Annotated in this window: 14 protein-coding genes; 10 read left to right on the forward strand and 4 right to left on the reverse strand. The window is 73.2% G+C overall.

The genetic code is table 11. The features are described 5' to 3' along the window. Positions 1-3 precede the first annotated feature (3 nt). Positions 4-177 (reverse strand): hypothetical protein, encoded by a 174-nt coding sequence (locus MUE36_03410; protein ID MCU0309973.1) that lies wholly within the window; start codon positions 175-177, stop codon positions 4-6. A gap of 94 nt (positions 178-271) precedes the next feature. Here MUE36_03410 and rsmD point away from each other — a divergent pair, with 94 nt between their 5' ends. The 10 genes from rsmD (at position 272) to smc (ending at position 9,466) form a co-directional block, all read left to right on the forward strand. Further along, positions 272-841 (forward strand): 16S rRNA (guanine(966)-N(2))-methyltransferase RsmD, encoded by a 570-nt coding sequence (gene rsmD, locus MUE36_03415; protein ID MCU0309974.1) that lies wholly within the window; start codon positions 272-274, stop codon positions 839-841. After that, on the forward strand, positions 838-1,314 hold the full coding sequence (coaD, locus tag MUE36_03420; GenBank protein MCU0309975.1) for a pantetheine-phosphate adenylyltransferase: 477 nt from the start codon (positions 838-840) through the stop codon (positions 1,312-1,314). The genes rsmD and coaD overlap by 4 nt, the downstream gene beginning before the upstream one ends. Further along, the gene (locus tag MUE36_03425; GenBank protein MCU0309976.1) at positions 1,311-2,087 is read left to right on the forward strand and encodes an ATP synthase F0 subunit B; all 777 of its coding nucleotides are present in this window, start codon (positions 1,311-1,313) and stop codon (positions 2,085-2,087) included. The genes coaD and MUE36_03425 overlap by 4 nt, the downstream gene beginning before the upstream one ends. 28 nt (positions 2,088-2,115) lie before the next feature. After that, positions 2,116-2,655, forward strand: a complete 540-nt coding sequence (locus tag MUE36_03430; protein MCU0309977.1) for a DUF177 domain-containing protein — start codon at positions 2,116-2,118, stop codon at positions 2,653-2,655. Between the two features lie 90 nt (positions 2,656-2,745). After that, on the forward strand, positions 2,746-2,925 hold the full coding sequence (gene rpmF, locus MUE36_03435) for a 50S ribosomal protein L32 (GenBank protein ID MCU0309978.1): 180 nt from the start codon (positions 2,746-2,748) through the stop codon (positions 2,923-2,925). Positions 2,926-2,938: 13 nt separating this feature from the next. Continuing rightward, positions 2,939-3,949 carry a phosphate acyltransferase PlsX gene (gene plsX, locus MUE36_03440; protein MCU0309979.1) on the forward strand — a complete coding sequence of 337 codons (1,011 nt, stop codon included), beginning with the start codon at positions 2,939-2,941 and terminating at the stop codon, positions 3,947-3,949. A gap of 114 nt (positions 3,950-4,063) precedes the next feature. Continuing rightward, positions 4,064-4,354 (forward strand): phosphopantetheine-binding protein, encoded by a 291-nt coding sequence (locus tag MUE36_03445; GenBank protein MCU0309980.1) that lies wholly within the window; start codon positions 4,064-4,066, stop codon positions 4,352-4,354. A gap of 67 nt (positions 4,355-4,421) precedes the next feature. Further along, on the forward strand, positions 4,422-5,114 hold the full coding sequence (gene rnc / locus MUE36_03450) for a ribonuclease III (protein MCU0309981.1): 693 nt from the start codon (positions 4,422-4,424) through the stop codon (positions 5,112-5,114). Continuing rightward, positions 5,107-5,943, forward strand: coding sequence for a bifunctional DNA-formamidopyrimidine glycosylase/DNA-(apurinic or apyrimidinic site) lyase (gene mutM, locus MUE36_03455; protein MCU0309982.1), 837 nt, complete (start codon positions 5,107-5,109; stop codon positions 5,941-5,943). The genes rnc and mutM overlap by 8 nt, the downstream gene beginning before the upstream one ends. A gap of 58 nt (positions 5,944-6,001) precedes the next feature. Beyond that, on the forward strand, positions 6,002-9,466 hold the full coding sequence (gene smc, locus MUE36_03460; protein ID MCU0309983.1) for a chromosome segregation protein SMC: 3,465 nt from the start codon (positions 6,002-6,004) through the stop codon (positions 9,464-9,466). 383 nt (positions 9,467-9,849) lie between these two features. Here the strand turns inward: smc and MUE36_03465 are convergent, their stop codons facing one another. From MUE36_03465 to MUE36_03475, 3 genes are read right to left on the reverse strand one after another with little or no spacing between them, the layout of a single operon-like run. Next, on the reverse strand, positions 9,850-10,818 hold the full coding sequence (locus MUE36_03465; protein ID MCU0309984.1) for a VWA domain-containing protein: 969 nt from the start codon (positions 10,816-10,818) through the stop codon (positions 9,850-9,852). Next, entirely contained in the window at positions 10,815-11,780 is a 966-nt protein-coding gene (locus MUE36_03470; GenBank protein MCU0309985.1) for a DUF58 domain-containing protein, read from the reverse strand. The genes MUE36_03465 and MUE36_03470 overlap by 4 nt, the downstream gene beginning before the upstream one ends. Before the next feature lie 56 nt (positions 11,781-11,836). Further along, positions 11,837-12,862, reverse strand: a complete 1,026-nt coding sequence (locus tag MUE36_03475) for a MoxR family ATPase (GenBank protein MCU0309986.1) — start codon at positions 12,860-12,862, stop codon at positions 11,837-11,839. Between the last annotated feature and the right edge of the window lie 63 nt (positions 12,863-12,925).

Genomic DNA, 12,925 nt, shown 5'->3' on the forward strand with positions numbered 1-12,925 from the left:
GGTTCAGTACGAGTCGGTGTCGTCGAGGTCCGGCATCACGATGTCGAAGCGCTCGTAGCAGTCGGGGCACCGGTAGGCGACGACGTCGCCGGGCTCCCAGCCGTCCTCGGGTGGGTGCGACAGCGGGTGGAGCGTGCCGCCGCAGTCCACGCACGTCATCCCGAGCTCGGCGTCCATGGCGTCACGGTAGCGGCGACCCTCGGGACCCGGGGGAGGGCGCCGTCCGGCCGGGGGCACGCGACCGGCGGCGGGCCGGTTACGGTCGGCGGCGATGAGGGTCGTGGCCGGTGCGGCGAAGGGCAGACGCCTCCAGGCGCCGCCCGGCGGGTCGACCCGTCCGACGCTCGACCGGGTCCGCGAGGCCCTTTTCAACGCGCTCGGCAGCCTCGACGCGGTCGTCGGCGCGGAGGTCCTCGACCTCTACGCCGGCTCGGGCGCGCTCGGCATCGAAGCGCTGTCGCGGGGCGCGGCCCACGCGGTGTTCGTCGAGCGGTCCGGTGCGGTCCGCCGGGTGCTCAACGCGAACCTCGACGCCACGGGGATGGCGGCCCGCGCCGAGGTCCTCGGCGGTGACGCCGTGGCCCACCTCTCCCGCCTCTCGGCCGAGGGCGGTGGCGCCGGGTTCGACCTGGTGCTGCTCGATCCGCCCTACGACACGCCGGACGAGACGTGGGCCGAGGTGCTCGCCCGGATCGGCGCGCTGGCCCCGACCGCGGTGGTGGCCGCGGAGTCGGATCGCGAGGTGCCGATTCCCGAGCCGTGGCATGTCCTGAGGGAGAAGCGGTACGGCAGTACGCTCCTCACCATCGCCCGCCCCACGCCCCCGCCGGAGCCCTCGTGACCCGAGTGCTGTACCCAGGATCGTTCGATCCGATCCACAACGGACACCTCGAGATCATCGAGACGGCGTCCCGGCTCTTCGACAACGTGGTGGTGGCGGCGATGCGCAACCCCCAGAAGGGCGAGCCCCTCTTCAAGCTCGACGAGCGCGAGGAGATGCTGAACGACGCCGTCGCCCACCTCGACAACGTCGACGTCACGATGTTCGCGTCGCTGGTCGTCGACCTCGCCCGCAGCCTCGAGGCCGACTTCATCGTCAAGGGCCTCCGGGCGGTCTCCGACTTCGAGTCCGAGCTCCAGATGGCGCAGATGAACCACAAGATCTCGGGCGTCGACACCCTCTTCATCCCCTCGGCCTCCGCCCACTCGTTCCTGGCGTCGAAGCTCATCCGCGAGATCCACCGGTTCGGGGGCGACGTCACCGCGATGGTGCCGCCGGCGGTGGCCAAACGCCTGCAGGAGCGGACCGCATGACCGATTTCGAGCCCGACGTCGAGCTGGACCTCACCCCCCCGCCGGTCGGGGCCCAGTACCACCCGCCCGAGACCGAGGACGTGCTCCTCGAGCTGCGCGCCGTCATCGACGCCGCCCGCCCGGTGCCGCTCTCCGCATCCTCGATGATCGCCAAGGAGGAGGTGCTCGAGTTGATCGACGAGGCGCTCGACCACCTCCCCGAGGAGCTGCGGGCCGCCCGCTGGCTGCTCAAGGAGCGTGAGGAGTACCTGGCCAAGACCCGTCACGAAGGCGACGAGATCGTCGAGCAGGCCCGGGCCCGTGCCGAGCGGATGGTCCAGCGCACCGAAGTCGTCAAGGCCGCCGAGCAGCGGGCGTACACGATCGTCGAGGCCGCCGAGGCCGACGCCCGCCGGCTCCGTCACGAGGTCGAGGACTTCTGCGACCAGAAGCTGGCCAGCTTCGAGATCGTCCTCGAGCGCACCCAGAAGCTCGTGGCGGCGGGGCGCGAGAAGCTCCAGGGCACCAACCTGCTCGCCGAGGCGGCGGCCGCCGCTGCCCACGGAGTGGCCGGCCCCCGCGCCACGCCCGATGCCGGCGCCGACCCGGCCGACCCGCTCGACGATCCCCACCAGGACGGCTACGCCGACGACTACTACGACGAGCACGAGGCGGTGCCGCACCTCGTCGCGGTCGACGACCACGAGAGCCTCCCCCCTCCCCCCGAGGCGCGGCCCGAGACCATCCGTGACGCCGCCGCCACGTTCTTCGACCAGGACGACGACCGACCCTGACGGGTCCTGCCCGCCTCGGAGCGCGCGGATGCCGGCTCGTCCTCTCGTCGTCGGCATCGCCGACCTCCGTCGCCACCCGGGTTCGCGCCGGCGGTTCGTCGAGGACGTGGTCCTGCCCGGGTTGGGCATCTCGACCGCGGAGGTGCCCGAGGGGGCATCGATCCGCGTCGACGTCGAGCTCGAGACGCTGAGCGACGGGCTCGTCGCCACGGGCGTGGTGCGCGTCCCGTGGACGGGCGAGTGCCGCCGTTGCCTGAACCCGGTGACCGGCTCGGCCGTCGCCAGGGTCAAGGAGGTCTTCGAGCCCCGACCCGTCGAGGGCGAGACCTACGCGCTCGGCGACGACCTCGTCGACCTCGAACCCATGGTGCGCGATGCGGTGCTGTTGGCGCTGCCTCTGGCGCCGTTGTGCGGCCCCGACTGCCTCGGGCCGGCGCCCGACGACTTCCCGGCAGTGGCGCAGGCCACGGCGGACGTCGGCGACGGTGGGGCGGCCGAGGCGCCCGTCGACCCCCGGTGGGCGGCCCTCGACGGCCTGCACTTCGATTCCGGCGCCGAGGACGGGTAGGCTCTTCGCTTCGTGTCCGGGGTCGGCGTCCGCCGACGTGCCGGGCCCTCCAGTCGTGGGCCCCAGGTCCCCCTCGCGCCAGGAAGAACGATGGCTGTCCCCAAGAAGAAGACCTCGAAGTCGAAGAGCCGCAGCCGCCGGGCGTCCGCCTGGACGCTGACGGCTCCGTCGCGCAGCACCTGCCCCCGCTGCGGTGCGGTGAAGCGACCGCACATCGTCTGCGGGAACTGCGGCTGGTACCACGGTCGCCAGGCCATCGACGTCGACTGAGATCGTCGAGCAGGTGATCGAGGTCGAGACGATGCTCCCCGTCGCCGTCGACGCGATGGGTGGTGACAACGCTCCTCACGAGATCGTGGCCGGCGCCCGTCGGGCCGCCGAGGAACTCGGCATCCCCGTGGTGCTCGTCGGCCGGCCCGGTGAGCTCGGCGACACCGGTGGTCTCGAGGTGATCGAGGCGTCGGAGGTCATCGCCATGGACGCCGATCCGGCGGCCAGCGTCCGGCGGATGAAGGACTCGTCGCTGGTCCGGGCGGCGGAGGCGGTGCGTGACGGTCGGGCGTCGGCCATGGTCAGCGCCGGGAACACCGGGGCCACGATGGCCAGTGCCCTGCTCCGGATGGGGCGCATCAAGGGCGTGCAACGACCGGCCATCGTGACGCCCATCCCTGCACCGGGGTCGACGCCCACGCTGCTCCTCGACGCCGGGGCCAACGCCCAGTGCGACGCCGAGTGGCTGGTGCAGTTCGCCCAGATGGGTGCGGTCTACGCCCGCGAGCGCTACGGCGTGGCCGAGCCGAAGGTGGCGTTGCTGTCGATCGGCGAGGAGCCCACCAAGGGCAACGCGCTCGTGAAGGAGACCCACAAGCTCCTCGACGACGGCACGGCGCTCGCCGCCGCCGGGGCCCGCTTCGTGGGCAACGTCGAGGGTCGTGACCTGATGGGCGACGCCGCCGACGTCGTCGTCACCGACGGCTTCACCGGCAACGTGGCGCTCAAGACCCTCGAAGGCGGGCTGAAGGCGATCGTCGCCGGGCTGCTCGAGGCCTTCGACTCCTCCGACGAGGCCCGGGCCGCGGCAGCGGCGCTGTGGCCGGCGCTCACGCCGCTCTACGAGAGCTTCGACCCCGAGAACACCGGAGGGGCGATGCTGCTCGGGCTCGACGGCGTGTGCATCATCAGCCACGGGTCGTCGTCGGCGACGGCCGTCGTGAACGCCGTGCGGGTGGCCCGTGACATGGTCGTGGGCGACGTCGTGGGCCATCTCGCCCGCACGATCCGCCCCGACGCCTGACAACGGGGGCGTCGCCACGCTCCCGGGACCTGCCGTCCCGGCGCCCTTCACAAGCGCACGAGCTCCGGTCACGGTACGATCCGCCGACCCCGACCCCACAGGGAGACCGATCTCGTGCCCGCAGAGACCCACGTCGAACAGCCCCCGATGGGCCGCCAGGAAGTGCTCGACCTCATCCGTGACCGGCTGTCCGACATCCTCGAGGTGGAGCCCACCTCGATCAACGAGGGCGACTCCTTCGCCGACGACCTCGACGCCGACAGCCTGGCCCTCATCGAGCTGGTCGAGGCTCTCGAGGAGGAGCTCGGGGAGCGCAGCGTGGGGTTCCGCATCGATGACGAGGACCTCGAGGACCTGAAGACCGTGCGCGACGCCGTCGACTACGTCGTCGCCAAGCTGGGCTGACCCCCTGGGAACCGACACGCTCGCGTCGCTCTCCGAACGGCTGGGACACGTCTTCGACGACCCCGGCCTGCTCGAGCTCGCCCTCACCCACCGGTCGTGGTGCGCCGAGCACCCCGGTCACGGGTCGAACGAACGGCTCGAGTTCCTCGGCGACGCCGTGCTCGGACTCGTCGTCGCCGCGCACGTCGTCGAGCGCCATCCGGACCTCGCCGAGGGGGCGCTCGCCAAGCTGCGGGCCGCGGTGGTGAGCGAGTCGGCCCTCGCCGAGGTCGGTCGCGAGCTCGCGATCGGCCACGACCTGCGCCTCGGCAAGGGGGAGGCGGCCAGCGGCGGACGCGACAAGTCGTCGATCCTCGCCGACGCCGTCGAGGCGCTGATCGGCGCCGTGTACCTCGACGGCGGCCTCGACGCGGCGCGGGCGATGGTGCTCGACCTGTTGGCCGGTCGCATCGCCGCCGAAGCCGTCGAGGGGCCCGGTGGCGCCGACCACAAGACCCGCCTGCAGGTGCTCGTCGCCCGCCGATTCGCGTCGAGCCCTGCGTACTCGTCCACCGACGAGGGCCCTGACCACGACAAGCGGTTCCGGGCCGAGGTCCGCGTCGACGGACGCCTCCTCGGCGTCGGGCACGGCCGGTCGAAGAAGCTCGCCGAGCAGTCGGCGGCCGGGGCGGCCCTGGTCGCCCTCGAGACCGGGGCCGACGACGTCGGGGCCGGTGCAGCATCCACCACCATCAGTGAGAGCGAGCAGGGCCATGCCTGAGCTGCCCGAGGTCGAGACCATCCGCCGCGAGCTGGAGCGTGAGGTGGTGGGCAAGAAGGTCAAGACGGTGTCGGTCACCGGCGCCCGCACGGTTCGCCGCCAGAAGCCCAAGGAGCTCGTCGCCCGCCTGGAGGGCGCCAAGATCACCGGGGCCCAGCGCAAGGGCAAGTACCTGCTGCTGGCCCTCGACACCGGCGATGTCCTGGTCATCCACCTCCGCATGAGCGGCCAGCTGCTGCGGGCCGCACCGCGCGACGCGATGGCGCCCCACACCCACGTCGTCATCTCGTTCACCCAGGGCGGCCAGCTCCGCTTCGTCGATCCCCGCACCTTCGGCGAGATCTTCCTCGCCACCCCCGACGAGATCACCTCCGAGATCCCCGAGCTCTCCGAGCTCGGCGTCGACCCCGTCGAGACGCCCATGTCGTGGGTCGACTTCGGGCACCTCCTGCGGCGCAAGCCGATGAAGCTCAAGGCCTTCCTCACCGACCAGTCGATCATCGCCGGCATCGGGAACATCTACGCCGACGAGATCCTCTTCGACGCCGGGCTCCGCTACGACCGGGAGACCGACTCGCTCACCACCCAGGAGATCCGCCGGGTGTACCGGTCCCTCGTCGAGATCCTCCACGAGGCCATCAAGTACGGCGGGTCCACCCTCTCCGACGGCCAGTACGTCGACCTGAACGGCAAGCCCGGCGAGTACCAGAGCCACCACCAGGTCTACGACCGGGAGAAGCAGCCGTGCCGTCGCTGCCGCCGCCACGACATCGTGAAGGCCAAGTTCGCCAACCGGTCGACCTACTTCTGCGAGGTCTGCCAGGTCTGACCCGCACCGTGCCCCCGTCCGTCCCGGCCCCGACGCCCACGAGCCACCACGAGCCCCGATGTACCTGAAGCGACTCTCCATGAAGGGCTTCAAGTCCTTCGCCGACACCACCGTGCTCGACCTGGAGCGGGGCGTGACCGTCGTCGTGGGCCCCAACGGCTCGGGCAAGTCGAACGTGGTCGACGCCATCGGCTGGGTGCTCGGCGCCCAGGCCCCGTCGGCGGTGCGGTCCCAGAAGATGGACGACGTCATCTTCGCCGGCACCACGAAGCGGGCGGCGCTGGGCCGGGCCGAGGTGAGCCTCACCATCGACAACTCGTCGGCGCTGTTGCCCATCGAGTTCAGCGAGGTGACCATCACCCGCACGCTGTTCCGCTCCGGCGACAGCGAGTACGCGCTCAACGGCGTCCCGTGCCGCCTGCTCGACATCCAGGAGCTGCTGTCGGATTCCGGGGTGGGCCGCCAGCAGCACGTGATCATCAGTCAGGGGCAGATCGACGCCGTGCTCAACGCCCGGCCGGAGGACCGGCGGGCGGTGATCGAGGAGGCCGCCGGCGTGTTGAAGTACCGACGGCGCAAGGAGAAGTCGGAGCGTCGCCTCCTCGCCACCGAGGGCAACCTGACCCGCCTCCAGGACCTCCTCCGCGAGGTCCGCCGCCAGCTGCGACCGCTGGAACGCCAGGCCGACGCCGCCCGACGCCACGGCGACGTCGTCGCCGAGCTGACGGCGCTGCGGGTGCACGTGGCCGGTCGCCAGCTCGACGACCTGCGCACCCGCCTGGAGAACGGGTCGCGCCGCCGGGCCGAGCTCCTCGAGGCCGAACGGGTGCGCCGCGCCGCCCTGGCCGAGCTCGACACGCTCGTGTTGGCCACCGAGGCGGAGCTGACGGCGATGGGCGGTGACGACCTGGGCGATGCGCTGGCGGTGCACGAGTCGTTGTTCCAGCAGGCCCGAGGGCTCACCGCGGTGCTCGCCGAGCGTCGGCGCGGCGTCGAGCGGGCCCAGGGCACCTCGATCGACCAGGGTGTCGTGGCGTCCCTCGAAGCCGAGGCGGCCCGTCTCGCCGCCGAGCTCGCCGAGGCCGACGCCGAGCGCGAGCTGCTCACCCCGCTGTCCGACGAGCTCGCCGCCGCCGAGGCCGCGCTGGCTGCCGAGCGGGCCTCGTTCGAGCAGGAGTGGGCCAGCGGGGTGGCCGCGCCGAGCGGGGCGGCGGCCGAGGTGCGTGGGGAGCTGGCCGCGCTCCGGTCGGCCGCCGAGCGGGGACGCGCCGAGATCGACCGGGCCGAGGCCCGGGCGACCGTGCTGGCCGCCCGGGTCGCCGACCTGGCCCGTCAGGCCGACGCATTGCGCGTCGAGCTGGGGGCCGCCGAGCTGGCCGAGTTGCCGCTGGTCGAGGCCATCGAAGGGGTCGAGGCGCGACGTGACGCCGCGGCCTCGGCCCTCGAGTCGGCCGAGGAGGCCCTGCGGCGCACCGAGAGCGATCGCCATGCGTGGGAGGCCCGGGTCGAGGCCCTCGACCTCGCCCTCGACGAAGCTCGGTCACGGGCGGGCGCGGAGCGTCTCGCCGGCGTCGACGGGGTGCTCGGCACGTTGCTCGACCTCGTCGAGGTCGACCCCGGGTGGGAGGCGGCGTTCGAGGCGGCCATGGGCGAGGCGCTCGCCGCGGTGGTCGTCGACGGCGTGCCCGCCGGGCGCCGGGCGCTCGACGCCCTTCACGGGGAGGCCCTCTCCGGAGCGGTGATCGCCCTCGGCGCCGGTCTGCCTGCCCGGCCCGCGCCGGCGGTCGGCGATCCTCTGCGCCGTCACGTCCGGGCGGCCCGGCCCGACGTCGAGGCGGTGCTCGACGGGCTGATCGGCTCGGCTGTGGTGGTCGACGGCGGATGGGTCGAGGCCATCGACGTCGCCCTCGCCCACCCCGACGTCATCGCCGTGACGGCCGACGGCGACCGGTTCGCCCGCACCGGGTGGCGGGTCGGGATCGCCGGTTCGGGCGCCACCGGCGCCGCCCGCGACGAGGCGCGCCGACGGGCCGAGGCGGCCGTCGCGGCGGTCGAGCGAGCCACCCTCTCGCTCGCCGAGGCGCGGGCCGCCCTCACCGAGGTCGAGCGCGACGAGCGCACGCTCGCCAAGCAGCTCGACGACAACGACAGCCGGCTCACCGCCGCCGCCGACCGCCTCCAGCGCGTCGAGACGGACCGCCGTGATGCCGCTACCGAGGCCGATGCGCTCGGCGGGCACCTCGCGGAGCTGGTCGAGCGAGTCGAGCGGGAGGTGGCGCGCATCACCGAGCTCGAGGCGGTGCTGCCCGGCCTCGAAGCGGTCGACGTGGAGCTCGCCGAGGCGTCGCGGCGCATGGGCGAGGCCCGCTCGCGGCTCGAGGAGCTGGCGGCCGACGTCGGTTCGAGGCGCAGCGACCTCGAGGTCCGGTCCGCGTCGGTGGTCGAGCGGGGAGCGTTCCTGCGTGCCCGGGCGTCGGAGGTGGAGCGCCGCCTCGAAGGGGCGGCGGCCGAGCGGGCGGCGGCCGAGTCGCGGCGCCTCGAGCTCGAGCGGGCGTCGGTGGCCATCGGCCGCCTCAGCCAGCTGGTCGCCACCGCCACCGTCACCATCGAGACGCGTCTGAACGACCTTCGCGACCGGCGTCGTCGTCAGTCGGAGGCGGCGCGCCGCGTCGCCGCCGTGCTCGACGAACGTCGCCGCCGACGCGCCGACGAGGAGCGGGCGCTCACCGAGGAGCGCGAGCGCCTCCAGCGGGCCGAGCTCGACGAGGCGGAGGTGAGGCTGCGTGTGGAGGCGGCGGTCGAGGCCCTCCGCCGCGACCTCGACTGCGAGCCCGACGCGGCGATCGCCGCCGAGTGTCCGCCGCTCGACGAGGGCGTGACCGCCGGGGCCCGGATCCGCGAGCTCGAGCGCGAGCTGCGGATCATGGGCCCGATCAACCCCCTCGCCCTCGAGGAGTTCGATGCCCTCCAGGAGCGCCACGAGTTCCTCCAGCACCAGCTCGATGACGTGAAGGAGAGCCGGCGTGAGCTGGCCAAGATCATCCGGGCCATCGACGCCGAGATCGTGAGCGTGTTCGCCTCGGCTTTCGCCGACGTGGCCGCCAACTTCGAGGCCCTCTTCTCGATGCTGTTCCCCGGAGGTGAGGGGCGCCTGAAGCTCACCCAGCCCGATGACCTGTTGGCGACCGGCATCGAGGTGGAGGCCAAGCCGTCGGGCAAGAACGTCCGCAAGCTGTCGTTGCTGTCCGGAGGGGAGCGCAGCCTCACCGCTCTGGCGTACCTGTTCGCGGTGTTCCGCAGCCGGCCGTCGCCGTTCTACGTGATGGACGAGGTCGAGGCGGCGCTCGACGACGTGAACCTGCACCGCTTCCTCGGTCTGGTCGCCGAGTTCCGGGCGGACGCCCAGCTGGTGATCGTCACCCACCAGAAGCGGACGATGGATGCCGCCGACTGCCTCTACGGGGTGACGATGCAGCCGGGTGGATCCAGCAAGGTCGTCAGCGAGAAGGTCGGCGCCGGCTGACGGGAGCCGGTCGGCCCCCGCCGTGTGGCCGGGGGAGCGGTTGTTCGCAGGTGGCGAGGGGAAGCGCCGCGACCGAGCCGCACCGCGTCCCGAGGAGGCGGAGCCGGGTCGGTCTGCGCACCGTGCTCAGGGTCGTGAGCTCCGGGGGGCGGGTGGTGCCAGGTGGCGAGGGGAAGCGCCAGCGACCGAGCCACACCGCGTCCCGAGGAGGCGGAGCCGACGAGGGCGCCAAGGTCACGGCGAGGGGAAGCGCCAGCGACCGAGCCACACCGCGTCCCGAGGAGGCGGAGCCGACGAGGGCGCAGAGGTCACGGCGAGGGGAAGCGCGAGCGACCGAGCCGCACCGCGTCCCGAGGAGGCGACAGCCGACGAGGGCGCAGGGATCACGGAAGGCGGGAGAACCAGGCGAGGCTGAGGCCGCCGGCGACGAAGAGGAACACGAGCGCCCCGCCGACGAACCAGCTGGTGACCTCGGTGTCGACGGTCTCGAATCCCACCGACGAGCCGATGGTGGCGTACACCTCGCGCAGCTCCGACTCGGTGGTGGCCTCGTAGAAGCGGCCGTCGGTGGCGTCGGCGATCGCCTCGAGGGCGGGGCGGTCGACGGGGACCGGGATGATGGCCGCCTGGTCCGGCAGGGTGATGAACCCCTCGTCGGTGCCGAAGGCGATCGTCGACACCGGGACGCCGGCCTCGGCCGCGGCCGCCGAGGCCTGGGCGTCGGAGCGGCCGTTGGTGTTCGTGCCGTCCGACATCAGCACCACCGCGGCCGGGACGGGGCTGCCGTCCTCTGCGGGCGGCACCGTGGTGAGCGCGTCGAGGCTGGTGAAGATGGCCTCGCCGATGGCGGTGCGCTCCCCGAGCTGCACGTTGGCGATGGCGGTGCGGACCGCATCGCGGTCGGTGGTCGGCGGCACCCGCAGTGACGCCGCGGCGTTGAAGGTGACCAGTCCGACGTTCACGGTGGCCGGCACCTGGTCGAGGAAGGAGACGGCCGCCCGTTGTGCGGCCTGCAGGCGCGACGGGTCGACGTCGGTGGCGTCCATGGACAGCGAGGTGTCGATGGCCAGCATCACCGTGGCGCGCTCGCGGGGGACCTGGGTCTCCCAGGTCGGTCGAGCGAAGGCGACGACCATGGCCGCCAGCGCGACGAGGTAGACCGCGGCCGTGGCGTGGCGCCGCCATCCCGGTCGACGCGGTGCGACGGAGGCGAGGAGATCGAGGTTGGTGAAGCGCACCGCGTAGCGCCGGCGGCGTTGCTGCACCACGACGTACACGACGACGAGCGCGAGGATCCCGAGGAGCAGCCAGAGCCGCAGCGGGTCGAGGAAGCCGAGGGCGAAGAGGGTCACGACGACCCCACCTGGTGGGCGATCGCCCTCGACAACGAGTCGACGCGGTCCCGGCGTCGCGACACGAAGCGGGCCAGGTCGAGCAGCCAGTCCCGGTCGGTGCGGAGCTGGAGGTGGTCGGCGCCGGCGGCGCGCATCCGGCCGGCGATGGCGGTGCGCTGCTCGGCGGCGGCCCGGGCGTAGCGCTCTCGGAGCCGTCCGTCGTCGGTGCGCACCTCGAGCTCCTCGCCGGTCTCCGGGTCGAGCAGGTGCAGGGCGCCGACCGCCGGGAGGGCGAGCTCGAGCGGGTCGACGACCTCGAGGCACACGACGTCGTGGCGCAGCGCGAGTGCCCGCAGCGCAGTCGTCCACTCGCCGGTGTCGAGGAAGTCGGACACGATGACCACCAACCCTCGCCGGCGGGCCAGCGAGCCGAGGCGGACGAGGGACCGAGCGAGGTCCACCCTGCCCGCAGGGGGCTCCTCCACGGCGGCCAGCACCCGCCGGAGGAGCGCCTGGGTGTGGACCCGACCGCCCCGGGCCGGGACGGTGACGGTGGTGCCGCTCCCGTCGACCGTCAGCGCACCGATCCGGTTCCCCGTGCGGGTGGTGAGGAATGCCACCGCGGCGACGCCGGCGAGGGCGAGGTCCCGCTTCTCCGCGAGGGCGCTGCCGAAGGCGAGGCTGGCCGAGGCGTCGACCAGGACCCAGGTCTCGAGCTCCCGGTCGGCGACGGTGTCGCGGACGTGGGTGTCGCGGAGTCGGGCGGTGACGTTCCAGTCGATGCGACGGACGTCGTCACCCGGCTGGTAGGCCCGGATCTCCCCGGGGTCGGACCCGTGCCCGGGGGTGAGGCCTCGGTGGTCGCCCTGGAGGAGGCCGTCGAGCCTCCGGGTCACGGCGAGCTCGAGACGGCGCAGGACCTCGGCGGCGGGGGTGCCCGCCACGGCCGGGGCGTCCGGGGTGCGCAGCCCGGCGACCATCGGCGACCGTTCGTGCGGTTCGGGTCGCCGGTTCGGCGGACCCGTGGGACCGTCGTTCACGGGAGGCGCACCGACGTCGGGTCCTGGGCCGGGCTCACTGCGGGGGCCGGCACCGTCGAGAGGAGCCGGGCGAGGATCTGCTCGACCGACAGGCCCTGGGCGAGGGCCTCGTAGGACGGGACGACCCGATGCCGCAGCACGTCGGGCGCCACGTCGAAGACGTCCTGGGGGACGACGTAGGACCGGCCCCGCAGCAGGGCCAGCGCGCGCCCGGCGGCGACGAGTCCGAGCGTCGCCCGGGGGCTGGCCCCCCACGAGACGAGCTCGGTGAGCTCGGGCAGGCCGTGTGCCGCCGGCTCGCGGGTGGCGACCACGAGGCGCACGGCGTAGTCGGCGACGCTCGGCGCGACCTGCACGTCGTCGGCGGCGCCCTGGAGCGCGACGAGGTCGTCGAGGGAGAGGGCCTGCTGGGCACGGGGAGGGCGAACACCCATGCGGGCCACGATCTGGGCCTCCTCGACCGGCGAGGGGTAGCCGAGCACGACCTTCATCAGGAATCGGTCTCGCTGCGCCTCCGGCAGCGGGTACACGCCTTCGCTCTCGATCGGGTTCTGGGTCGCCATGACGAGGAAGGGCTCGGGCAGGGCGCGGGTCGTGCCGGCGATCGAGACCTGGTGCTCGGCCATCGCCTCGAGGAGCGCCGACTGGACCTTGGCCGGGGCGCGGTTGATCTCGTCGGCGAGGACGATGTTGGCGAAGATCGGCCCCCACTCGATGTCGAACTGCTCGCTCGACGACCGGAAGATGCGCGTGCCGACGAGGTCGGCCGGCAAGAGGTCGGGCGTGAACTGGAGGCGGGCGTAGGAGCCGCCGATCACGGTGGCGAGCGTCTCCACGGCGAGGGTCTTGGCCAGGCCGGGCACCCCTTCCAACAGGATGTGGCCCCGGGCCAGCAGCCCCACGAAGAGCCGCTCGATCGTGCGGTCCTGTCCGACGATGACCTTCTTCACCTCGAACAGGGCTCGCTCGAGGCGGACGGCGTCGCTCTCGGGGGCCGGCGGTGCGGGCTCCACGGTGTCCATGGGGGGCTCCTGGGGGGCGGGCCGGGGGTAGGGGTCGGTGGCGGTCACCGGGCGACACAACCA

Source organism: Acidimicrobiales bacterium (genome assembly GCA_025455885.1).
In the GTDB taxonomy this organism is placed as follows: Bacteria; Actinomycetota; Acidimicrobiia; order Acidimicrobiales; family Acidimicrobilacustridaceae; genus Rhabdothermincola_A.